At 61.8% G+C, this 22,073-nt stretch carries 18 protein-coding genes; 11 read left to right on the forward strand and 7 right to left on the reverse strand.

Features of this window, described 5'->3' with window-relative positions:
- The 3 genes from K0F86_RS10865 to K0F86_RS10875 are packed head-to-tail and all read right to left on the reverse strand — an operon-like array spanning position 1 to position 5,542.
- Positions 1-1,191: a hybrid sensor histidine kinase/response regulator gene (locus K0F86_RS10865; RefSeq protein ID WP_257572095.1), complete on the reverse strand. Its 1,191-nt coding sequence runs from the start codon at positions 1,189-1,191 to the stop codon at positions 1-3.
- Positions 1,188-2,066, reverse strand: coding sequence for a protein-glutamate O-methyltransferase CheR (locus tag K0F86_RS10870; RefSeq protein ID WP_219134391.1), 879 nt, complete (start codon positions 2,064-2,066; stop codon positions 1,188-1,190). The genes K0F86_RS10865 and K0F86_RS10870 overlap by 4 nt, the downstream gene beginning before the upstream one ends.
- The gene (locus K0F86_RS10875; RefSeq protein ID WP_219134392.1) at positions 2,066-5,542 is read right to left on the reverse strand and encodes a response regulator; all 3,477 of its coding nucleotides are present in this window, start codon (positions 5,540-5,542) and stop codon (positions 2,066-2,068) included. Before K0F86_RS10875 ends, K0F86_RS10870 begins: the two co-directional genes overlap by 1 nt.
- Positions 5,543-5,824: 282 nt before the next feature.
- Between K0F86_RS10875 and K0F86_RS10880 the strand changes: the two genes are divergently transcribed.
- Complete coding sequence (locus K0F86_RS10880; protein ID WP_219134393.1) at positions 5,825-6,277, forward strand: Hsp20/alpha crystallin family protein; 453 nt, start codon at positions 5,825-5,827, stop codon at positions 6,275-6,277.
- A 97-nt stretch (positions 6,278-6,374) separates the two neighbouring features.
- Here the strand turns inward: K0F86_RS10880 and K0F86_RS10885 are convergent, their stop codons facing one another.
- Positions 6,375-7,721: an MFS transporter gene (locus K0F86_RS10885; protein WP_219134394.1), complete on the reverse strand. Its 1,347-nt coding sequence runs from the start codon at positions 7,719-7,721 to the stop codon at positions 6,375-6,377.
- A gap of 217 nt (positions 7,722-7,938) precedes the next feature.
- Here K0F86_RS10885 and cyoA point away from each other — a divergent pair, with 217 nt between their 5' ends.
- From cyoA to K0F86_RS10920, 7 genes are all read left to right on the forward strand, one after another.
- Complete coding sequence (cyoA, locus tag K0F86_RS10890; RefSeq protein ID WP_257572096.1) at positions 7,939-8,922, forward strand: ubiquinol oxidase subunit II; 984 nt, start codon at positions 7,939-7,941, stop codon at positions 8,920-8,922.
- An 84-nt stretch (positions 8,923-9,006) separates the two neighbouring features.
- Positions 9,007-11,010, forward strand: a complete 2,004-nt coding sequence (cyoB, locus tag K0F86_RS10895; protein ID WP_219134395.1) for a cytochrome o ubiquinol oxidase subunit I — start codon at positions 9,007-9,009, stop codon at positions 11,008-11,010.
- Complete coding sequence (gene cyoC / locus K0F86_RS10900; protein ID WP_219134396.1) at positions 11,003-11,641, forward strand: cytochrome o ubiquinol oxidase subunit III; 639 nt, start codon at positions 11,003-11,005, stop codon at positions 11,639-11,641. Before cyoB ends, cyoC begins: the two co-directional genes overlap by 8 nt.
- Positions 11,638-12,024: a cytochrome o ubiquinol oxidase subunit IV gene (gene cyoD / locus K0F86_RS10905; protein WP_219134397.1), complete on the forward strand. Its 387-nt coding sequence runs from the start codon at positions 11,638-11,640 to the stop codon at positions 12,022-12,024. The genes cyoC and cyoD overlap by 4 nt, the downstream gene beginning before the upstream one ends.
- Entirely contained in the window at positions 12,021-12,854 is an 834-nt protein-coding gene (locus tag K0F86_RS10910; RefSeq protein WP_219134398.1) for an SURF1 family protein, read from the forward strand. Before cyoD ends, K0F86_RS10910 begins: the two co-directional genes overlap by 4 nt.
- Positions 12,838-14,187, forward strand: coding sequence for an ATP-binding protein (locus tag K0F86_RS10915; protein ID WP_219134399.1), 1,350 nt, complete (start codon positions 12,838-12,840; stop codon positions 14,185-14,187). Before K0F86_RS10910 ends, K0F86_RS10915 begins: the two co-directional genes overlap by 17 nt.
- Complete coding sequence (locus K0F86_RS10920; protein ID WP_219134400.1) at positions 14,177-14,713, forward strand: response regulator transcription factor; 537 nt, start codon at positions 14,177-14,179, stop codon at positions 14,711-14,713. The genes K0F86_RS10915 and K0F86_RS10920 overlap by 11 nt, the downstream gene beginning before the upstream one ends.
- Positions 14,714-14,737: 24 nt before the next feature.
- Here K0F86_RS10920 and K0F86_RS10925 read toward each other — a convergent pair whose 3' ends face one another.
- The 3 genes from K0F86_RS10925 to K0F86_RS10935 form a co-directional block, all read right to left on the reverse strand.
- Positions 14,738-15,316, reverse strand: a complete 579-nt coding sequence (locus tag K0F86_RS10925; protein ID WP_219134401.1) for a hypothetical protein — start codon at positions 15,314-15,316, stop codon at positions 14,738-14,740.
- A gap of 70 nt (positions 15,317-15,386) precedes the next feature.
- On the reverse strand, positions 15,387-15,881 hold the full coding sequence (locus tag K0F86_RS10930; RefSeq protein ID WP_219134402.1) for a GNAT family N-acetyltransferase: 495 nt from the start codon (positions 15,879-15,881) through the stop codon (positions 15,387-15,389).
- Between the two features lie 70 nt (positions 15,882-15,951).
- Positions 15,952-16,380 (reverse strand): hypothetical protein, encoded by a 429-nt coding sequence (locus K0F86_RS10935; protein ID WP_219134403.1) that lies wholly within the window; start codon positions 16,378-16,380, stop codon positions 15,952-15,954.
- A 426-nt stretch (positions 16,381-16,806) separates the two neighbouring features.
- Here K0F86_RS10935 and K0F86_RS10940 point away from each other — a divergent pair, with 426 nt between their 5' ends.
- The 3 genes from K0F86_RS10940 to K0F86_RS10950 form a co-directional block, all read left to right on the forward strand.
- A complete protein-coding gene (locus tag K0F86_RS10940; protein WP_219134404.1) occupies positions 16,807-16,977 on the forward strand; it encodes a hypothetical protein in 171 nt (56 codons plus the stop codon).
- Between the two features lie 71 nt (positions 16,978-17,048).
- Positions 17,049-18,743: a ShlB/FhaC/HecB family hemolysin secretion/activation protein gene (locus K0F86_RS10945; RefSeq protein WP_219134405.1), complete on the forward strand. Its 1,695-nt coding sequence runs from the start codon at positions 17,049-17,051 to the stop codon at positions 18,741-18,743.
- Between the two features lie 60 nt (positions 18,744-18,803).
- On the forward strand, positions 18,804-22,073 hold a 3,270-nt coding region (locus K0F86_RS10950; protein ID WP_219134406.1), incomplete at its 3' end, for a filamentous hemagglutinin N-terminal domain-containing protein.

Genomic DNA, 22,073 nt, shown 5'->3' on the forward strand with positions numbered 1-22,073 from the left:
TCAGCTGCCGGCCAGCGGCAGGGTGACGCTGAACAGGGCGCCATTGCCAGGCTGGCTTTGCAGGGTGATGGCGCCGCCATGCGCATCGACCAATTGCTTGGTGATGAACAGGCCCAGGCCCAGGCCGCCCGTGCGGTCCTGGTGCATGACGCGCTCGAACGCGTCGAAGATGCGTTCCTGATCGCGCGCATTGATGCCGATGCCATGGTCGCGCACTTCGATGACGGCGCTGTTCTGCGTGTGCGCCAGGCTGATTTCCACGGGCTGGCCCTGGCCGTAGCGCACGGCGTTGCTGATCAGGTTGACAACGATCTGCTCGACGCGGAAGGCATCCCAGAAACCCTGGATCGGCTCGAAGGCCAGCACTTCCAGCACGCTGCCCGTCGTGGCCGCATACGGGGCCAGGTCGTCGGCCACCCGGCGCACGAGGCTGGTCAGGTCGACGGCTTCGCGGCGGATCGAAAGCTTGCCGCTGGTGATACGCGACACATCGAGCATGTCGTCGATCAGGCGCACCATGCTGCGGATTTGCCGCCCGTCGCGCGCCACCATCTTGTTCAGCTTGTCCGGTTCGAAGGCGGCCAGGTTGCCCCGCTCCAGGTTGACGGTGCGCATCTGCGTTTCCAGGAACAGCGTATTTAATGGCGTGCGCAGTTCGTGCGCCACCATGGACATGAATTCGTCGCGCAGGCGCAGCGAGCGCTGCAGTTCTGCCTGGGTGGCACGTAATTCTTTCAATAACGCTTCCTGCTGCTGGCGGCTGTGCTCGAGCGCCTGCACCTGGCGCCGCGTCTCGCTGCGCTGCTGGTGCAGGGCCACGAAGACGTTGACCTTGCTTTGCACGGCATTGATGTCGAGCGGCTTGTGCAGGAAATCGACGGCGCCGCTTTCATAGCCCTGGAAGGCGAAATTCATTTCCTTGCCGGCCGCCGTGACGAAGACGATGGGGATGTGGCGCGTCTTTTCCGTGCCGCGCATCAATTGCGCGAGCTCAAAGCCATCCATTTCCGGCATTTGCACGTCGAGGATGGCCAGCGCGAAATCGTGCTCCAGCAGCAGGGCCAGCGCTTCTTCGCCCGAGGAGGCCTGGTAGACGCTGCGGTCGCTCTCGCGGATCAGCGCATTCAGTGCGCGCAAGTTTTCCGGCAAATCGTCGACGATCAGCAGTTTGGTGCTTGTTTCATTCATCATGTTTCATTCCTGGCATGGCTTTGCCGTCCAGCGTAGTGGGAAGCGGCGTGCGACGGCGCACGCTTGCGGTAGAGCTTTTCGGGACCCGGCAATGGCTCGAAGTCGGCGGCAAAGCGCGTGAAGTGCGTGCTTTCCTTGCTACCCAGGCCCAGGAAGCCCCGGTGGCACAGCGAGTCGTGAAACAGGCCCAAGGCCCGTTCCTGCAAGGTTTTATTGAAATAAATCAGCACGTTACGGCAACAAATCAATTGCGTTTCAATAAAAACGCTGTCCGTGGACAGGCTGTGGTCGGCAAAGTTGATCCTGTCGAGCAGGCGCTGCTGGAAACGCGCCGTGGCATGCTCGACCGTGTAGTACTCGGACAGCTGGCCCAGGCCGCCAGCGGCCAGGTAGTTATCGCCGTAGTCGGCCATGCGGTGCAGCGGATACACGCCGCGCGCGGCCGTGGCCAGCGCTTGCGGATTGATGTCCGTGGCGTAAATCGTGCTGCGTTCGAGCAAGCCTTCCTCGTGCAGCACGATGGCCAACGACAGCGCCTCTTCGCCCGTGCAGCAGCCGGCCACCCAGATCGTCGGCGACGGATAGGTTTTCAGCACGGGCACCACGTGTTCGCGCAAGGCGCGGAAAAACGCCGGGTCGCGGAACATTTGCGTGACGGGCACGGTCAAAATCTGCAGCAGCTTGCCAAAGGCGGCCGTGTCGTCCAGCACCAGCTGCTGCAGGGCAGGCAAGTCGGCGCAATGGAGGCGCTCCAGCGCCTGGTTCAGCCGCCGGCGCTGCGAGGGCAGGGAATAGTCGCGGAAATCATAGCTATAGCGCTGACAGATCGCCTCCATCAGCGCATGCAGTTGCGCGTCCGTGGTGCGCAGGGACATCACATGCGTTCCATCTTCGGCATCCACACGCGCAGCAGCGAATACAGGCGGTCCAGGTCGATAGGCTTGGCCAGGTAATCGGACGCGCCCGCCTGCAGGCATTCTTCCTGGTCATTTTTCATGGCCTTGGCCGTAATGGCGATGATGGGCAGCTTGTTGTAGCGGCCATCAGCGCGGATCAAGCGCGTCGCTTCCAGGCCATCCATGCCCGGCATCATGACGTCCATCAACACCAAGTCGATATCGTCCACGCTGTTGAGCTTGCTGATGGCTTCGAAGCCGTTGCGGCCGATTTCCACCACCACGCCTTTCTGTTCCAGCGCATTCGTCAGCGCAAAGATATTGCGCACGTCGTCGTCCACCAGCAAAATCTTGCGGCCTTCAAACACGCGCTCGCGGCTGCGTACCTGCTGCAGCATGCCCTGTCGCTCGCTCGACAGTTCCGACTCCACCTTGTGCAGGAACAAGGTCACTTCGTCGAGCAGGCGTTCGGGCGAGCGGGCGCCCTTGATGATGATGGAGCGCGAATACTTCATCAAGTCCGCTTCTTCCTCGCGGCTCAGGTTGCGGCCCGTGTAGACGATGACGGGCGGGAACGAGCACAGTTCTTCATGTTCCATGCGTTCCAGTAACTCGTTGCCCTGGATGTCGGGCAGCTTCAAGTCGATGATCATGCAGTCGAAAATCTGCGTCTTCAGCAATTCCAGCGCCTGCTCGCCCAGCGCCACGGCCGTGATTTCCACGTCGTCGTCGCTGATCAGGTGCACCACGCTTTCGCGCTGGCGTTCATCATCCTCGACCAGCAGGATGCGCTTCATCTTTTGCGTGAATTTCGATTCGAGCTTGCGGAACACTTCCTTCAGCTGATCGCGCGTGCGCGGCTTGGTGGCATAGCCGATGGCGCCCAGCTGCATGGCTTCCTGCATCTGGTCATTGCCCGAGACGATGTGCACCGGAATGTGGCGCGTCAGCGGGTTTTCCTTCAATTGCTGCAAGACCAGCAAGCCCGGGCGGTCCGGCAAGCCCATGTCGAGCAGGATGGCGTCGGGCAGGAATTCTTCCGCCAGGCGCAAGCCTTCGTCGGCGCCGTGCGCCACCAGGCAGCGGTATTGCATTTCATGCGCGAGGTCGAACAGGATGCCGGCAAATGACGGCTCATCTTCGATCACCAGCACGGAACGCTGGCCCGTCTTGCCTGGGTGCGCGCTGTTCCGGTCATCCTGGAAGGTGGGCAGCGGCACGGGTTTGGCGGCCGGCGCCGCCTTGGGCGCGGCGACTTTTGCGGGCGCTTGTGGCGCCGCCGCCGGCACTGTCGCCGCTTCCACGGCGCGTTCCGGCATGACGGCCGGCAACACCAATGTAAACGTGCTGCCCTGGCCTGGCGTGCTGGCCAGCTCGATGCTGCCGCCCAGCAAGGCGGCCAGGTCGCGCGAAATCGACAGGCCCAGGCCCGTGCCGCCATAGCGGCGGCTGGTGGTGCCGTCGGCCTGGTGGAAGGCGTCGAACACCTTTTGCTGTTGGTCGTCGGCGATGCCGATGCCGGTATCCTGTACCTGGAAGCGCACCTGGCCGGCCGCATCGGTGCTTACGTGCAGGGACACGGTGCCCGTATCGGTGAATTTGATGGCGTTCGACAGCAGGTTTTTCAGGATTTGCTCCAGGCGCTGGCGGTCGCTGACGAAGGACGGCGGTGCGTCCGGCGCCACCTTGACGTCAAACACCAGTTTCTTTTGCTGCGCCTGGGCGCCGAACAACATCTTCATGCTGCTGAGCAGCTCGGCGAAGGGCACGGCTTCCGGCGTCAATTCCAGCTTGCCTGCCTCGACCTTGGAAATGTCGAGGATATCGTTGATGAGGGTCAACAAGTCGTTGCCGGCCGAATAAATGGTTTGCGCAAACGTCACTTGTTCCGGCGTCAGGTTGCCGCTGCTGTTGTCCGACAGCAGCTTGGACAGAATCAGCGAGCTGTTCAACGGCGTGCGCAGCTCGTGCGACATATTCGCCAGGAATTCGGATTTGTAGCGGCTGGCCCGCTGCAGCTCTTCGGCGCGGGCTTCCAGCTGGGCGTGCGCCTGGCCGATCGCCATGTTTTTCTGGTCCAGCGACAGCGCCTGCACGGCCAGCTGTTCGTTCGACTGCTCCAGCGCCGCTTTTTGCTCTTCCAGGTGGGCTTGCGACTGTTCCAGCACGCGCGACTGCTCGCCCAGCTCTTCGTTGGCCGTGCGCAATTCTTCCTGCTGCACTTCCAGCTCTTCATTCAGTTGCTGGGTTTCTTCCAGCACATTTTGCAGGCGCTGGCGGTACAGGGCCGCTTCCAGCGACGTGCCGATATTGGTCGCAATCAGGTTCAGCCATTGCTTGGCGCGGGCGCTGACGGGATGCGTAAAGCCCAGTTCGATGACGCCGTTGACGATGCCTTCATTGTTGACGGGCGCCAAAACCAGTTCCAGCGGCGCGCCGCGCCCCAGGCTTGACGTCACGGTCAGATAATTCTCGGGGACTTGCTGCACATGCTTGAGCTTTTTCTCGCGCGCCGTCTCGCCCACCAGGCCTTCGCCCAGCTTGAACACCTGTTTTTCCTTCACGCCCTGCTCATTGAAGCCGTACACGGCCGTGCGGCGCAGGCTGCCATCTTCGTCGACGACGTACAGGGTGGCCACGGCCACTTCCAGCCGGTCGGCCAGGAAGTCGAGCACGTGCCGGCCCAGCTGCGCCAAGCCAAGCTGACCGCTCGTGTGTGCCGCCAGCTCCGTCTGTCCCGTGCGCAGCCAGGCTTGCTCCTGCAGCACCTCGTTATCCTTGCCGCGCTGTTCGAGCGCATCGTTGTAGATATCGGACAGGCGCAGCAATTCGCGCCGTCCCAGGTAGGCCAGGAAGCCGGACATGCCCAGGCTGAGGATGAGGAACACCACCACGGCCAGCATGGTGCGGCCCTCGGCCGTCTCGGCCCGTTCCTGGCGCAAGCGCTGTTCCATGGACAGGAAGGTGAGGAATTCGCGGCGGATTTCATCAAATTCCAGCTTGCCTTCACCCTGGCGCACGCGCGCGAGGAATTCCTGGTTGTTGCGGCGCTGCGCGATCACGCTTTCCGCGTATTCCATCCACTGGTTTTGCAGCGCGCGGATGCGGCGCAGGCGGTCCACCTGGATGGGGCTGTCGGACACGAGGTCCAGCAGGGTAGTCATTTCGACGGCGATCTTGGCCTTGCCCGATTTATACGGCGCCAAAAATGTTTCGTCGCCCGTCAGCAAGTAGCCGCGCATGCCTGTTTCCAGGTCGACCGACAGCTTCATGACTTCGTTCGCATTACCGATCACCCGTTCCGAATGTTCGACCGAGCGCAGGGCCGACAGCAGGTAGGCGATCAGGCCGACAAACACGAGGGCCGTGATGACCCCGATGACCAGCGGCAAGGTGACGTTGCGGGCAAGGATGCGGCGAAAGCTGAAGGAATCGATCGGGGTCTTGGTATTCATCATGTCCGTGGAAGGCTGTCGCGAAAAAGTCAATTTTAATTGAAATGCAAGTTTTCTGGTGGTCAAGCATAGCGTGCGCTAGCATAACAGCCTTGCGCTCAATTGCCGACTCGCAAGACGCTGCAAAGCGCGGCAGCGCACAGAGAAAAGTAGCGAAAAAATCAAGATTGCTACGATTGAGGCAGATCAAAGAGATTAGCGGTTCGCATCCTAAGATGCAGGAGGTGGCGGCGTCCTTGCGGACGACCGCCGTGTGCAAACCAGTCCATGCAGGAGGACATCATGGCCAATCATCTGATCCGTCGCGATCCGCAAAACCCGCTGGCACGTTTCGACCCGTTCAGCGACATGGACGATTTCATGCATGACTTTTTCGCGCCCGCCTTGCGCTTGCGCGATGGGGGGTCGTCACGCATGCGCGTCGACATTTCCGAAACCGGGCAAGCCTACCAGGTACAGGCGGACATTCCTGGCGTCAACAAGGACGATATCAAGGTCTCCATCGACGGCAACCGCGTCTCCATCAGTGCCGAATTCAAGGATGAAAGAGTGACGCGCGACGGCGGCGGCAAGACCGTGCGCAGCGAACGCGAGTATGGCCAGCAGTATCGCAGCTTCGTGCTGCCGCATGAGGTGGACGAGGCCGGCGCGCAGGCGCGTTATGAAAATGGCGTGCTGCTGCTGGACTTGCCGAAGAAAGAGGGCACGGGCGGGCGGCAACTGGCGATACAGTGATGTGGGGATGGCATAAAAAAACGCCGGACGATGCCGGCGTTTTCTGGGGTGTTCGGGGTGGCGGTGCGCTGCCACCCAGATTGCCTCTATATATATGTCAGTCGCGGATTTCCAGCGCCCGGTTCAGGCTCAGGGCAGCCAGCGAGGCGACGGCGCCCGACAGCAGGTAGAAGCTGACATAGGCGAGGCCGAAGTTGGCTGACAGGCCCAGCGCCACCAGCGGGGCGAAGCCGGCACCCACCAGCCAGGCCAGGTCGGACGTCAGGGCCGCACCCGTGTAGCGGAAGCGGGCAGGGAAGTTGGCCGTCACGGCACCGGCTGCCTGGCCGTAGGACAGGCCCAGCAGGCTGAAGCCCACGAGGATGAACACGTCCTGGCCCGTATTGCCGCCGCCCATCAGGCTCGGCACGAAGGCGCTGAAAATGGCGATCAGCACGGCCAGCACGCCCAGGGTGGTGCGGCGGCCCACTTTATCGGCCAGCAAGCCGGAAATCACCACGCCGATGGCGGCCAGCACGGCACCCAGCATCTGCACTTGCAGGAAGTCGGGGGCGGAACGCGTCTGGTAGACGGAAATCCAGGACAGCGGGAACACGGTGACCAGATGGAACAGCGCGTAACTGGCCAGCGCGGCGAGGGCGCCGATCAGCACGTTGCGGCCCTGGCCGCGGCTCATTTCAAACACGCTCACGGGCTGCAGTTCGCGTTCGTCCAGCAGGCGCGCATATTCATTCGTCGACACCAGGCGCAAACGGGCAAACAGGGCCACTACGTTGATGGCGAAGGCGACATAGAACGGATAGCGCCAGCCCCAGTCGAGGAAGTCTTCATCCGTCAGGCTGGTCAGCATGAACCAGAACAGGCCGGCGGCAAGCAGGAAGCCGAAGGGCGCGCCCAGCTGGCCCAGCATGGCGTACCAGCCGCGCTTGTTTTCCGGCGCGTTCAGGGCCAGCAGCGATGGCAAGCCATCCCACGAACCACCGAGCGCCACGCCCTGGCCGATGCGCAGCACGGACAACCAGATGATGGCGGCAAAGCCCAGGTGGGCGTAGGTCGGCAGGAAGGCGATGCCGGCCGTCGACACGCCCAGCAGGAAGAGGGCGATCGTCAGCTTGGCGCTGCGGCCCATGCGGCGCTGGATCTCCATGAAGATCACGGTGCCGAACGGGCGGGCGATGAAGGCGAACGAGAAGATCAGGAACGCATACAATGTGCCCTCCAGGCGTTCTTCGAACGGGAAGAAGACGCGTGGAAACACCAGCACCGAGGCGATGGCGTAGACAAAGAAGTCAAAGTATTCGGAAGCGCGGCCGATGATCACGCCGACGGCGATCTCACCGGGGTCGATATGCGATTCGACCGTGCCGGCCCCGCTTGCGTCGCGCAGGGAGTGAGGGGAAAAGTCGGCGGGTACATCCCCGCTGTGTGTGCGCGTGCTGGACATGATGATCGTCTCCAATATAGTTTCGAGTTCGGCCAACGCGTAACATACCCCGGGTGTCTCACGCCCGGAGTAGGACTATTCAATAGATAGTTGTAGGAAAACTCCGTACGTACCTAGTGAAAATCCGAGCAAGGGGTAGGACAAAACGTCCAATTGCCAACGCGCTCCAGTGAGAATACAGTACCATATCTTCATCCCCTGTACTGGACTTTCCTGTATGTTTTCATTAAAAGTTCGTCGCGGACTGCTTCTTTTACCTCTCGCATTGTTGGCTGGTTGCAATACGGTGGTACTGAATGCGTCTGGCGACATCGCAGTTCAGCAAGGCAATCTGATTGTCATCTCGACATTGCTGATGCTGTTGATTATCGTTCCGGTAATCGCCCTGACCCTGCTGTTCGCATGGCGCTATAGAAAAAACAATACCGCGGCCAAATACGAGCCGGACTGGGACCACTCGACTCGCCTCGAGCTGATTATCTGGGGCGCGCCCCTGCTGATCATCATCGTGCTGGGCCTGCTGACCTGGATCAGCACCCATACCCTCGATCCATACCGCCCATTGAGCCGTATCGACGCCAACCGCCCGATTCCCGCCAGCCACAAGCCGATGATCGTCGAAGTCGTGGCGCTGGACTGGAAATGGCTGTTCATCTACCCGGAGCAAGGCATCGCTTCCGTGAATGAACTGTACGCGCCCGTCGATCGTCCGATCCGCTTCAAGATCACCGCCTCGTCCGTCATGAACTCATTCTTCATCCCCGCACTGGCAGGTCAGATCTACGCCATGCCGGGCATGGAAACGCAGTTGAATGCCGTCATCAACAAGCCTGGCGTGTACAAGGGCTTCTCCGCGAACTACAGCGGTGCCGGCTTCTCGGGCATGCGCTTCAAGTTCCACGGTGTCAATGATGCGGACTTCGACAAATGGGTGGCATCGGCACGTGCCGGTGGCGGCGCGCTGAACCGCGACGACTACCTGTCGCTGGCCCAGCCTAGCGAACGCGACCCGGTGCGCCGCTACAGCGCCGTACCAAGCGATCTCTACAAGGCAATCCTAAACCGCACCATCGTTTCCGACGCCCTGTGCGTGACGCCGGTCGAGCCATACAAATTGACGATGGCAAAAAGCCCGGTAGCGGCCGTAACGGCAGTAGTCGCTAGCGATGCAGTGGTTGAAAAGGGCGTTCAAGCCAAGTAACAACTGCATGAATCCCGCAGCGCATTGCGCTGCAGATACTGGCGCCGCTTGCCTGGCGCCTCCCTTTTTTCTCTGAGAGTAACAATGCTAGACCATATTGATCTGACGAAGCTTATATTCGGCCGTCTGACTTGGGATGCAATTCCATTTCACGAACCTATCCTGCTGGCGACCTTTGCGATGGTTGCCCTGGGCGGTATCGCACTCGTTGCGGCACTGACGTATTTCCGCGTCTGGGGTACCCTGTGGCGCGACTGGATCACCAGTATCGACCATAAAAAAATCGGTATCATGTACATGATCCTGGGCCTGGTCATGCTGCTGCGCGGCTTTGCCGACGCGCTCATGATGCGTACCCAGCAGGCGATCGCCTTTGGCGACAATGCCGGCTTCCTGCCACCGCATCACTACGACCAGATCTTCACCGCCCACGGCGTGATCATGATCTTCTTCGTCGCGATGCCTTTCGTGACGGGTCTGATGAACTACGTGGTGCCGCTGCAAATCGGCGCGCGCGACGTGGCTTTCCCTTTCCTCAATAACTTCAGCTTCTGGATGACCACCATGGGCGCCGCCCTGGTCATGGCTTCGCTGTTCGTCGGCGAATTCGCCCGCACGGGCTGGCTGGCCTATCCGCCGCTGTCGGGCATCGTCGGCAGTCCGGACGTGGGGGTAGACTATTACATCTGGTCCTTGCAGATTGCCGGGGTCGGGACGCTATTGTCCGGTGTCAACCTGATCGCCACCATCGTCAAGATGCGCGCGCCAGGCATGACCTGGATGAAAATGCCAGTGTTTACCTGGACCGCACTGTGCACCAACATCCTGATCGTCGCCGCTTTCCCGGTACTGACGGCTGTGCTGGCCATGCTGTCGCTGGACCGCGTTGCAGGCTTTAACTTCTTCACGACGGAACTGGGCGGCAACGCCATGATGTACGTCAACCTGATCTGGATCTGGGGTCACCCAGAGGTCTACATCCTGATCCTGCCGCTGTTCGGCGTGTTCTCGGAAGTGGTCGCCACATTCAGCAGCAAGCGTCTGTTCGGCTACGCCTCGATGGTGTACGCCACCTGCGTCATCATGATCCTGTCGTACCTGGTATGGCTGCATCACTTCTTCACCATGGGTTCGGGCGCCAGCGTCAACTCCTTCTTCGGCATCACGACGATGATCATTTCGATCCCGACTGGCGCGAAGATCTTCAACTGGCTGTTTACCATGTACCGCGGCCGTATCCGCTTTGAACTGCCGATGCTGTGGACGATCGGCTTCATGGTCACCTTCACCATCGGCGGCATGACCGGCGTGCTGCTGGCCGTACCACCAGCGGACTTCGTGCTGCATAACAGCCTGTTCCTGATTGCCCACTTCCATAACGTGATTATCGGCGGCGTGGTGTTCGGCGTATTCGCTGCGATCAACTACTGGTACCCGAAAGCCTTCGGCTACAAGCTCGACACCTTCTGGGGCAAATGCTCGTTCTGGTTCTGGTTCGTCGGCTTCTACCTGGCCTTCATGCCGCTGTACGTGCTGGGCCTGATGGGCGTGACCCGTCGTGTCAACCACTTTGAAGATCCATCGCTGCAAATCTGGACCATCATCGCCTGGTTTGGCGCCGTCTCGATCGCACTGGGCATCGGCTCCATGCTGATCCAGTTCGTTGTCAGCTACCGCAACCGTCACGCCCTGCGCGACGTGACCGGTGACCCATGGGGTGGCCGTACGCTGGAATGGTCGACGTCGTCGCCTCCGCCAGACTATAATTTCGCCTTCACGCCACAAGTGCACGAACTCGATGCATGGACTGACATGAAGAAACACGGTTACCAGCGTCCGACGTCCGGTTTCACGAAGATCCACATGCCGAAGAACACCTGGGCTGGTTTCGTGATCGCCGCGCTGAGCGCACTGGTCGGTTTTGGCCTGATCTGGCAAATGTGGCTCGTCGCCGGCATTGGCTTCGCGATCATGATGATCACCATCATCGTCCATACCTTTAACTACAAGCGCGATTACTATATTCCTGCGGAAGAAGTGGTCCGTACCGAAGACGCTTATACTAAATTGCTGAGCAGCCATGTCTGATACCATCGCCCATAACACCGGCGCCGCTGGCGCCGCACCAAGCACGCGCAGCTACTTTGTGCGCGAGCACCACCCGGAAAACGGCAGCTTGCTCGGTTTCTGGCTCTACCTGATGAGCGATTGCCTGATCTTCGCCTGTCTGTTCGCCACGTACGCCGTGGTGGGCCGCAACTACGCGGACGGCCCGACGGGCGCCGCGCTGTTCGACCTGCCGCTGGTGGCCGTCAACACGGCCATGCTGCTGCTGTCGTCGATCACCTACGGCTTCGCCATGCTGGCCATGCAGCGCAAGCAATTGCGCAGCACCCTGGTCTGGCTGGGCATCACGGGCCTGTTCGGCCTGGCCTTCCTGTCGCTGGAAATATATGAATTCATTCATCTGATCCACGAAGGCGCCGGTCCGCAGCGCAGCGCGTTCCTGTCGTCGTTCTTCGCCCTGGTCGGTACCCACGGCTTGCACGTGACGTTCGGCGTGATCTGGCTCGTGACCTTGATGTTCCAGTTGAACAAGCATGGCCTGACCCCGGAAAACGGCCGCCGCATGATGTGCCTGTCGCTGTTCTGGCACTTCCTGGACGTCATCTGGATCGGCGTCTTCACCTTTGTCTACCTGATGGGAGTGCTGCCATGAGCGACCACCACACACACGGCGATAGCCACCACCATGACCAACACGATCATGGCAGCCTGAAAAGCTACACGATCGGCTTCATCCTGTCGGTGATCCTGACGGCCATTCCGTTCTGGCTGGTAATGACGAAAGTCATCACCAACTCGGGCACCATGGGCCTGGTCCTGCTGGCGTTCGCGGCGGTTCAAGTGGTGGTGCACATGGTGTACTTCCTGCATATGAACACCAAGTCCGAAGGCGGCTGGAACATGATGGCGCTGATCTTCACGATCATGATCGTGGGCATTGCCATGGCCGGTTCCCTGTGGGTCATGTACCACATGAACCACAACATGATGCCGGATCTGATGCCTGAGTACATGCATACGAAAACGGCTCCATGATGAGTAATACGCGCCCAAGCAACACCGGGCGCGCCCCTGGCGCCGCATCGCAAGATGCCGCGCCAGGCCCACGCGGCATGGCTGTGCATTATTCAAGCATTGCATTGGCCTTGCTGGCGGGGATCTTGTTTGCCGGTTTCTGTGTCCTGGGAACCTGGCAAGTCAAGCGCCTGTTCTGGAAGCTTGACCTGATCGAGCGCGTCGAACAACGCGTACATGCGCCCGCAACGGACGCACCTGGACCCGCAGCCTGGGCCAGCATTACGCCACAAACGGATGAATACCGCCACGTGCGACTCTCCGGTACCTATCTCCCCATTTTCAATACCCTGGTGCAGGCAACGACGGCACTGGGCAGCGGTTACTGGCTGGTGACGCCCTTGCGCCTGGCCGATGGCAGCACCGTGCTGGTCAACCGCGGCTTCGTGCCGAAACGCGCCAGCATCGCCGCCGGCACGCCGGCCGGCATCGTCGAGGTCGAAGGCTTGCTGCGCATCAGCGAGACGGGCGGTGGTTTCCTGCGCGAAAACAGTCCTGCCACGCAGCACTGGTATTCGCGCGACGTGGCCGCCATCGCCGGCTCGCACATGCTCACCAACGTGGCGCCGTATTTTGTCGATGCGAAAGAGAAATCGGAAACGGTTGTTGATGCCCCCGTCGGCGGCCTGACCGTGATCTCGTTCCACAACAACCACCTGGTATACGCCTTGACGTGGTTTGCGCTGGCCCTGATGGTGGCCGGCATCAGCTGGTGGATCGTGCGCGAAAGCCGGCGCCGCCGCGCCCGTGGCGCCCAGCGCCAGGAAAGCGACCATGCCGGGCAGGATTGAGATCCTGCCCAACCGCGAAGTCTTAGAGCGCGGCGCCGTGGCGGCCGAGATGGAACATCCGGCCGGCCACCAGAACATGAAGCTGCTGATCCAGCTGCGCTGGCTGGCCGTCATCGGCCAGATCAGCACCATCTTCGGCGTGGGCGTGGGATTGGGCATCGCCTTGCCCGTGCCCTACATGCTCGAAGTGCTGTCCTGCCTCATCGCCTTCAACCTGGCCAGCCTGCTGCGCTGGCACGAACGCCAGCCCGTGTCCAACACGGCCCTGTTCCTCGCCTTGCTGGTCGACGTCACCGTGCTGACGGCCCAGCTCTACCTGAGCGGCGGCATCAGCAACCCGTTTGCCTTCCTGTACTTATTACAAGTCATCCTCAGCGCCGTGCTGCTGGAAGTGTGGTCGACCTGGATCATGGTGGCCATCACCAGCCTGTGCCTGGCCGGCCTGGCCTTGCTGCCCGGCCCCCTGATTCTGCCGATCGACCCCGAGCGGGGCTTTGCCAGCCTGTACGTGCAAGGCTTGCTGATCTGTTTTATCCTGAATGCCGCCTTGCTGGTGGTGTTCATCACGCGCATCAACCGCAACCAGCGGGCCGGCGACGCCAAGGTAGCCGACTTGCGCCAGCGCGCGGCGGAAGAAGAGCACATCATCCGCATGGGCTTGCTGGCCTCGGGCGCCGCGCACGAGCTGGGCACGCCGCTGGCGACGCTGTCCGTCATCCTCGGCGACTGGCGCCGCATGCCGGAATTGAGCAAGAACAGCGAATTGCTGGAAGAAATCACGGAAATGCAGGCACAGTTGCAGCGCTGCAAGAGCATCGTCAGCGGCATCCTGTTGTCGGCGGGCGAGGCGCGTGGCGAATCGTCCGTGAAAACGACGATCAACACCTTCCTCAACGACCTGGTCGACGAGTGGCGCAGCAGCCGCCCGATCCAGGATTTCGAGTACGATAACCGCATCGAGCACGACGTGCCCGTCGTCTTCGATTCGACCCTGAAACAAACCATCTGCAATGTGCTCGACAATGCGCTGGAAGCGTCGCCCGACTGGCTGCGCTTCGAAGCCACGCGCGAAGCGGACGCCTTGCACCTGGTCATTACCGATGCGGGCCCCGGCTTCGAGCCGTCGATGCTGACGCACCTGGGCAAACCGTATCAAAGCAGCAAGGGCAAGCCCGGCGGCGGCCTGGGACTGTTCCTGGTGGTGAATGTTGCGCGTACCCTGGGCGGTACGGTGACGGCACGCAACCGCGTGCAGGGCGGGGCGGTGGTGCACCTGGCCTTGCCGCTGGCGGCCATCAAACTGGAAAGAGAAAGCGACCACCATGCAGGATGAACGTCTGTTACTGATCGTGGAAGACGACGCCGCGTTTGCCCGCACCCTGGGCCGCTCGTTCGAGCGGCGCGGCTACCAGGTCATCCTGGCCACCAATTTCGATGAAGCGAGCGCCTTGCTGGAGCAGCATTGCCCCGATTACGCCGTCGTCGACCTGAAGCTCAATGGCAATACCTCGGGCCTGGCTTGCGTGCAGATGCTGCACCAGCACGACCCGGAAATGCTGATCGTCGTGCTGACAGGCTATGCCAGCATCGGCACGGCCGTCGAAGCCATCAAGCTGGGCGCCTGCCAGTACCTGGCGAAACCGTCGAACACGGACGACATCGAAGCGGCCTTCGGCCACGTGGCTGGCAACGCCGACATCGAACTGAGCAACCGCGCCACCAACATCAAGACCCTGGAATGGGAACGCATCCACGAAATGCTGGCCGAAACGGATTTCAATATCTCGGAAACGGCGAGAAGGCTGGGTATGCACCGGCGCACGCTGGCGAGGAAGCTGGAAAAGCAGCGGGTCAAGTAGATACTGCGGTAGCCACTGCGCAGCTTATTCTTCTGCAAACGTCAGTTCGATCATACTGTCGTCGCGCCAGTCCTGCTCCCGCAACGGCGGCGTGAACGACGCGCCGCTGAAGGGCACGGGCGCGCTTTTGCCGTTGTAGCTGATCGTCGCGGCCGTGATACGCCGTGCTTCCGTAAAGCTGTAGGTGCCTTTTTGCGACACGAAATTGCACGGCCCGCCCAGTGCGCCCATCGCCGTGCGCATGGCGAAAGGCAAGGTGTCCTTGTCGATGGCCCAATGGACTTCGCAGGCCAGCCGCAGGTCGCCCAGGCGGCGGATGGTGTCGCTGGTCGCCGCACTGCGGATGTAGGGCATCCACCTGACCGACCCCGCCTTGCGGTTCAAGGTCAGCTCGGCCTTGTCATACAGAGGACCGAGCCCGACGGGCAAGCTGAAGATATTGCGCTCCCCCAGCGGTATCGCGGTACCGGCCTCCTCGCTTTCCAGCCGCAGCGCGATGCCATGCATGTCGGCATCGGCACGGCGCGGTTCCAGGATGAAGCGCAACTCGGCGCCTGGCGCCAGCGCGTGTTTTTCTTCGAAGCGTTTGACGCCCTTGAGCATGGCACTGTAGGGCTTCCAGCCCGGGTCCCGGATGAGTTCATCCTGGGGGCGATATGTGTACTGATTGAGTTCATGCCGCCGCCAGCCACTCCATCTTCTGCACCTGGATATGCGGATGGCTTTCCAGCGCTTCCCATTCCGGCAGGAATACAAATCCCTGCTTCTGGTAAAACGCGGCCGCGCGCGCATTCTCGGGTGCCACGTCGAGGACCAGCCGCGCATGGCCGCCGGCCACGGCGTGTTGTTTCACCGCGCGGACCAACCCCGCCGCCACCGCCATGCCCCGGTATGCGCGATGCACCCACATGGCGATCAGGTTCGATTCCCCCGCGCTGCTGACGACATGGGCGGCGATGCCGATGGGGTGATCGCCGTCAAACGCCAGGAGGAAGGCGCGCTGCGCCGTGCTGACGGCGCGTTGCTGCCAATCCGCGTCGGTATAGGCGGCCGCGCTGGCGTGGCTGACGCCGAAGGCGGTCGGCGCGTCCAGGAGGGCGGCCAGGCGCGTGGCTTTCAGGGCGGGCCAGTCGGCGCCGGTGGTGGGGCGGATCACGATGTTGTGCAAACCAGGCAACTCCTTACTGTGCGGCACGGCGGTGGATGACGATGTTTTTTGATAGGCCTCGCCAGCTTCGTCAGGCATCAGGATAAGCATCGAGGCGTGCGCGCAATGCGGGCCAGGTTTCAAGAAGAAAGTCTTCCCGCTGCGCCATCTGCCCGTCGGCCTGCGCCTGTCGCAACAGGGCTTCGATGGCGGCCACATGCTGTGCCGTCCGCTGTTGCAGCGACAGGTCGAACAGGATCAGGGCCGCTTCGAAGTTGCCGGGCGGGCGCTGATCGTCTGGCGGCGCGGCGGGGAAGGGCGGCACCGCAAACGCCGCGCCATGCCAGATGGCCAGGGTTTGCAGGATTTTCTTGCCCAGTTGCCGGGCGGCGCCATCGGCGCCCTCGCTGTACAGCTCGGCCAGGGGCAAGGCCACGTCAAGCGCGGGGCTATCATTGCGGCGGCACAGGGACAGCAGCACGGTGCCATTGTGTGGCAGTGAAACTTCGATCTTGGGCATGGGCATGACAAGCTGTAGTTTTTAGTATCAAAAACGTCATACTAAGCCACATCGACCTGCTCTGCAACGGCAATCCCCCGGCGGCGCTATATGCCGCGCCAGGGGGAAAAAGGGATGGCGCGGTGGGCACGTCGCCTTGTTGTCACGCATGTCCGGCCTTCCGAGATTACAGCAAAACGGGCATGCAATTTAATGTCCACATGGAAACAATATAAAAAAATTTCAAATGTGCACGGATGTATCGAACTTTGGGAATGCCGTTAAATGACGATGGCGTTTGCGGATGTTTCTCCGTATTCTTGCTTCAGCACTGACGATCAGGGCCCCGTCGTTCAGCTGAGGCGTACGGCTGGCAAATAAAACAATGTGCAAAAAAACGACTGAGGCGTATTTTCAATTCAAGTATTCCTTGCACATAGGAATTTGATGCTTATTCTCAATGAACTCATAACGCTTTTGCCGCAGAGACCAAACGATACGTGGGGCTGGAGGGTCGAATGGGGAAGTCCTTCTATTGATGAAAACGCCCATGTTTTCAAGTTGTCGAAGAAAACTAAAGAGCTCGCCTCAATTCCGCATGCCGCCATGATCGGCTGACGGCCCCTCACCACCCCTGTCGATGATTTTCATCGCCAAGGAAGCCATTCGCGTCAGAAGGGATTCAACTCATGCTGCCACATCGCTCGCCGCTGTACATCCTGACAGTTTTGTCGATCTCCGTTTCATCCGCTTTCGCGCAAACCGTTCCGGACGCGGGTTCGCTATTGCAGCAAATTGAAAAAGGGCGACTGGCGCCGCCGCCGGGCAAGCCGGGGCCGCTTCTGGCGCCGCCGCCGCAGCCCATGAAGGAATTGTCGGGAATGTCGGTCACGGTGTCGCGTTTTCAATTCGCCGGCAATACCTTGCTCACGCAAGCGCAACTGGCGCCTGCCGTGGCAAGCTTCGTGAACCGGCCACTCTCGTTCAATGACCTGCAAAACGCCGCCGCCGCAGTGGCCGAAACCTACCGCAAGGCGGGCTGGATCGTGCGCGTCTATCTGCCACTGCAGGAGATCAAGGACGGCGTCGTGACGCTGCAGGTGGTCGAAGCGGTGTTCGGCCAGGTGCGCATGGAAGGCACGGCGCCGACCCGCGTGCCATTCGACAGGCTGGTGCCGATCGTGGGTGCCGCCCAGCCACATGGCGACGCGCTGAAAGCGCAGGCGATGGACCGCGCCCTGCTGCTGCTCGATGACATGCCTGGCATCAGCACGGCCGGCAGCCTGGCACCCGGGGAGCAGGCGAATGAAGTCGACCTGGTCTTGAAGGTCGAGGATGAAAAACTCATCAACGGGCAGGTCGGCGTCGACAATGCCAGCGCCCGTTCCACCGGCAGCGCGCGCCTGACCGCCGACTTCTACATCAATAGTCCCCTGCGTTTTGGCGACCAGGCGGTCGTCAATCTGATGCATACGGAAGGCAGCGATTATGCCCGCCTGGCCTACACCGTGCCGCTGGGCGCGGCCGGATGGCGGGTCGGCGCCAACGCGTCCCACCTGCGCTACCGCCTGGTGGACGATGCGCTGGCGGCGCTCGACGCATCCGGGACGTCGACCACGAGCGGGATCGAAGCGACCTACCCGCTGATCCGCGCCCGTCTGCAAAATCTTTACCTGGCCCTCAATTACGACAACAAGCGCTTCGACAATCGGGCGGCGGCAACCACCATCACCGACTACAAGATCGATACCTTCACCGTCGGCCTGAACGGCAATGTGCTGGATCAATACGGTGGCGGCGGCAGCAACAGTGCCAGCCTCGCGCTGGTGCACGGCAAGGTCGACCTGGACGGCTCGCCCAACGCCCGCGCCGATGCCCTGACCACGCGCACGGGCGGCAGTTTCACCAAACTGCGCTATGCCGCCAGCCGCCAGCAGGTACTCACCGAGGCGCTGGCCCTGTACGCCGCGTTCTCGGGTCAGACCGCAGGAAAGAACCTCGATTCGGCCGAGAAATTCTATCTCGGCGGCGCGTATGGCGTGCGCGCCTATCCATCCAACGAAGGCGGCGGTTCGGAAGGACAGCTGTTCAACCTGGAGCTGCGCGCGCGCCTGCCCAACAACGTGAACGTCACCGGCTTCTACGACTGGGGCCACGTGAAGATCAACCACGACAATCATTTCCCCGGCGCACCGGCGCTGGGCAGCTATAGCCTCAAGGGCGCGGGACTGTCCGTCGCCTGGCTGGCCAGCTTCGGCCTGAATCTCAAAGCGACCTGGGCCAGGCGCATTGGTGACAATCCGAACCCGACACTGACAGGAACGGACCAGGATGGTTCATTCAGAAAGAATCGCTTCTGGCTCCAGGCCACCATGCCTTTCTAGTTTTCCAGATTTCGCCGCATGCCCCCATTCCGTTTCCCTCTGCTTTGAAGGAGTACCACCATGCACGCGTCCATGAACCGTATTTATCGCCTGATCTGGAGCGAGATTCTTGGCGCCTGGGTCGCCGTGGCGGAAAACGCCAGGGGCAAAGGCAAGCGCAGCGGCCGCACCTTGCTCGCTCCGGCGTGCGCGGCGCTCGGTCTTGGCGCCAGCATGGCCGCCTTCGCGGCGCCGCCCGCGCCGACCGAGTTGCCGGCCGGCGCGAAGGTCGTTGGCGGCCAGGTCGTGATCACGCAGAATGGCGCGGCGATGAACATCCAGCAGAGCACGGCGCGCGGGGCGATCGACTGGCAGACGTTCAATCTCGGCGCCAAGGCCAGCGTCAATTTCGCCCAGCCTTCGGCCAGCGCCGTCACCTTGAACCGGGTCCTCGATGCGCAACCGAGCCAGATTTTCGGCCGCATCACCTCGAATGGCCAGGTATTCCTGAGCAACCCGAATGGCGTTTATTTCAGTCCCTCCGCGTCGGTCGATGTGGGCGGACTGGTGGCCACCACCCACAATATGTCGAGCGCCGATTTCATGGCGGGCATGAACACGTTTTCCCGCGGGGGCGCGACGGGCAGCGTCATCAATGAGGGGAGCCTGCACGCGACGCTGGGCGGCTATATCGCCTTGCTGGCGCCGGAAGTGCGCAACTATGGCCTGATCATGGCCCGCGCCGGCACCGTGGCGCTGGCATCGGGCGAGCAGATCAAGCTGCAGTTCGGCGACAGCAATACCCTGGCCGGCGTAGTCGTTACGCCATCCGCGATCGCCGCCCTGGTCGAGAACCGGCAGGCGGTGCTGGCTCCCGGCGGCACCATCATCATGTCGGCCCAGGCGGCCAATCGCCTGATGGGCGGCGTGATCAACAACACCGGCGCGCTGGAGGCCAACGGTTTGACGAGCGATGGCGGGCGCATCATGCTCACGGCGTCCGACCAGATCAACGCCGGCGGCAGCATCAGCGCCAACGCGGCGCCCGGCAGCACGGGGCGGGGCGGCACGGTGACCGTGATCGCGGACCTCGCCAATGCGGCCAGCCGCACCGATGTCAGCGGCAGTTTCAGTGCACGCGGCGGCGACAGCGGCGGCGACGGCGGCTTCATCGAAACCTCCGCCAGCCACCTGACCATCCGCGACGCCACCCGCGTCGACGCGCGCGCCGCGCACGGCAAGTCGGGCCGCTGGCTGCTCGATCCGGACGGCTTTACGATTGCCGCCAGCGGCGGCGATATCAGCGGCGCGACCCTGAGCAGCAACCTGGCGACCGCCGATGTCGCCATTGCCAGCACCAACGGCGGCGGCAGCGACGGCAATGTGACCGTCAATGATGCCGTCACCTGGAGCGCCAACAAGCTGACCCTGACGGCCACCAATGACGTCAATATCAATGCGGTGATGACGGCGAGCGGCACGGCCAGCCTCGATCTCGAGCCGACGGCAGGCAAGGTCAATACGTCATTTGGCGCCGGCAACACCTTCAAGGGGAAAGTCAATTTCGCCGGCAGCGGTACGTTGACGATCAAGAATCAGGTCTATACCGTCATCAACAGCCTGGGCGCCGACCGCAACGATATGACGCCGGGCACCTTGCAGGGCGTGCAAGCAAGTCAGAACGCCTTCTACGCGCTGGGCAGCGACATCGACGCCACGTCGACGGCTGCCTGGAATGCCAGTGGCGCCATCGGCATGCAGCAGTTTTCCATCTCATGGGGCGCATTCGACGGCCTCGGTCACGTCATCATCGCGCCTACGATCAACAACCAGTCGTCCTTGTTCGCCAGCCTGTATGGCGACAATACGGTTCAGCTGCGCAATCTTGGCATCGTCGGCGGCACGGTCAACGGGGCACAATACGCGTCCGGCATGGTCGGCCGGAGCTGGGGCAGCATCAGCAACAGTTTCTCGACCATGAACGTTACCGGCTTCAATAACACGGGTGGCCTGGTCGGCGAAAGCCAGGCCGGGATCATCACCAACAGCTATGCCGGCGGCACTATTTCGGGCACCACGAACGTGGGTGGACTGGTGGGGAGAATGTTCGGCGGGCAAACGATCAACAGCTACGCCAGCGGCAATGTCACGGGCACCACGGCGTTCATCGGCGGGCTGGCCGGCGTCAATTACTTCGGCACCATCAGCAGCAGCTACGCCAGCGGCAACGTCACTGGCAGTCAGACCGTCGGTGGCCTGGTCGGCCTGAATCAGGCGGCGGGCGGCAGCGGCAGCAACATCATCAATACCTATGCCACGGGGGCAGTCAGCGGCAACACCAATGTCGGCGGCCTGGTGGGCGAGAACGGTTCGAACATCAGCAACAGCTATGCCGTGGGCGCCGTGACTATCAACAATGGCAACACCAGTGTTGGCGGCCTGGTCGGCACGCTGACGGTCGATGGCGCCAACTCGCCGTCCGTCATTAGCAACAGCTTCTGGGATACCCAGACCAGCGGCCAGCCGGCCAGCGCTGGCGGCACGGGCAAGACTACTACCGAAATGAAAGCCATGGGCACCTTCACCGGCGCCGGCTGGAATTTTTCTTTGGCGCCCGTGTGGCAGATCAAGGCCAGCGTCAACAATGGTTACCCCTGCCTGACGGCGTTCGCCAACTGCACGATTTCCAAGCCGCTCAGCGTGCATGTGAACAGCAGCCAGAGCAGCAACATCTACGGCGACCTCGTCGGTACATTTACCTATAGCCTGTTCAATGGCAGCACACTGCTGGACGCGAACGGCATCGCGGCCCTTGGACTGGACGTCAGCGGCAGCGCCTTGTTTGGCGGCGCGCCCAGCGTCGGATCGAATGCGGGGCACTATCAGATTATCTACAACTCGGGCCTGGTCCTGGGCGGCGTCAACGCGGGCGACTACGTTTTCCTCGCGGATGCAGGCCTGAGCTACACGGTGTTCAAACGGCCGCTGGGCCTGGTCGCCACGCGCGAATACAACGGCGGCACCGTGATGGCCAGTAACGTTTTGCAGGTCACCAATCTGGTCGGTTCAGATTGCAGTGGCGGCCTGAGCGCCTGCGGCTTGACGGGCAGCGCCTCGGTCGCGAGCAAAAATGTCAGTGCGGGCGCCCAGGCGCTCGGGCTGGGAGGGCTGACCCTGGCCGGCAGCAGTGCGCTCGATACCAACTACACGCTCACGGGCGCCAGCGGCACGGGCACCATCACGCCGCGCTCCCTGGCGGTGTTCGCCAGCGGGACCAATCGCGTCTATAACGGCAACACGACCGATATTGCCAACCTGACCCCGGACGACAGCGTCGTGTTCGGCGACGCG

The sequence above is a fragment of the Janthinobacterium sp. UMAB-60 genome, from assembly GCF_900095235.1.
Taxonomy (GTDB): Bacteria; Pseudomonadota; Gammaproteobacteria; order Burkholderiales; family Burkholderiaceae_D; genus Janthinobacterium.

What these genes read in the sequence shown, in the direction of transcription:
- K0F86_RS10940 (WP_219134404.1), top strand. Translation starts at nt 16,807, where the DNA reads ATGCTTATTCTCAATGAACTCATAACGCTTTTGCCGCAGAGACCAAAC.
- K0F86_RS10910 (WP_219134398.1), top strand. Translation starts at nt 12,021, where the DNA reads ATGATGAGTAATACGCGCCCAAGCAACACCGGGCGCGCCCCTGGCGCC.
- K0F86_RS10920 (WP_219134400.1), top strand. Translation starts at nt 14,177, where the DNA reads ATGCAGGATGAACGTCTGTTACTGATCGTGGAAGACGACGCCGCGTTT.
- K0F86_RS10865 (WP_257572095.1), bottom strand. Translation starts at nt 1,191, where the DNA reads ATGATGAATGAAACAAGCACCAAACTGCTGATCGTCGACGATTTGCCG.
- cyoD (WP_219134397.1), top strand. Translation starts at nt 11,638, where the DNA reads ATGAGCGACCACCACACACACGGCGATAGCCACCACCATGACCAACAC.
- cyoC (WP_219134396.1), top strand. Translation starts at nt 11,003, where the DNA reads ATGTCTGATACCATCGCCCATAACACCGGCGCCGCTGGCGCCGCACCA.
- cyoB (WP_219134395.1), top strand. Translation starts at nt 9,007, where the DNA reads ATGCTAGACCATATTGATCTGACGAAGCTTATATTCGGCCGTCTGACT.
- K0F86_RS10945 (WP_219134405.1), top strand. Translation starts at nt 17,049, where the DNA reads ATGCTGCCACATCGCTCGCCGCTGTACATCCTGACAGTTTTGTCGATC.
- K0F86_RS10925 (WP_219134401.1), bottom strand. Translation starts at nt 15,316, where the DNA reads ATGCTCAAGGGCGTCAAACGCTTCGAAGAAAAACACGCGCTGGCGCCA.
- K0F86_RS10870 (WP_219134391.1), bottom strand. Translation starts at nt 2,066, where the DNA reads ATGTCCCTGCGCACCACGGACGCGCAACTGCATGCGCTGATGGAGGCG.
- K0F86_RS10915 (WP_219134399.1), top strand. Translation starts at nt 12,838, where the DNA reads ATGCCGGGCAGGATTGAGATCCTGCCCAACCGCGAAGTCTTAGAGCGC.
- K0F86_RS10885 (WP_219134394.1), bottom strand. Translation starts at nt 7,721, where the DNA reads ATGTCCAGCACGCGCACACACAGCGGGGATGTACCCGCCGACTTTTCC.
- K0F86_RS10875 (WP_219134392.1), bottom strand. Translation starts at nt 5,542, where the DNA reads ATGAATACCAAGACCCCGATCGATTCCTTCAGCTTTCGCCGCATCCTT.
- K0F86_RS10880 (WP_219134393.1), top strand. Translation starts at nt 5,825, where the DNA reads ATGGCCAATCATCTGATCCGTCGCGATCCGCAAAACCCGCTGGCACGT.
- K0F86_RS10935 (WP_219134403.1), bottom strand. Translation starts at nt 16,380, where the DNA reads ATGCCCAAGATCGAAGTTTCACTGCCACACAATGGCACCGTGCTGCTG.
- cyoA (WP_257572096.1), top strand. Translation starts at nt 7,939, where the DNA reads ATGTTTTCATTAAAAGTTCGTCGCGGACTGCTTCTTTTACCTCTCGCA.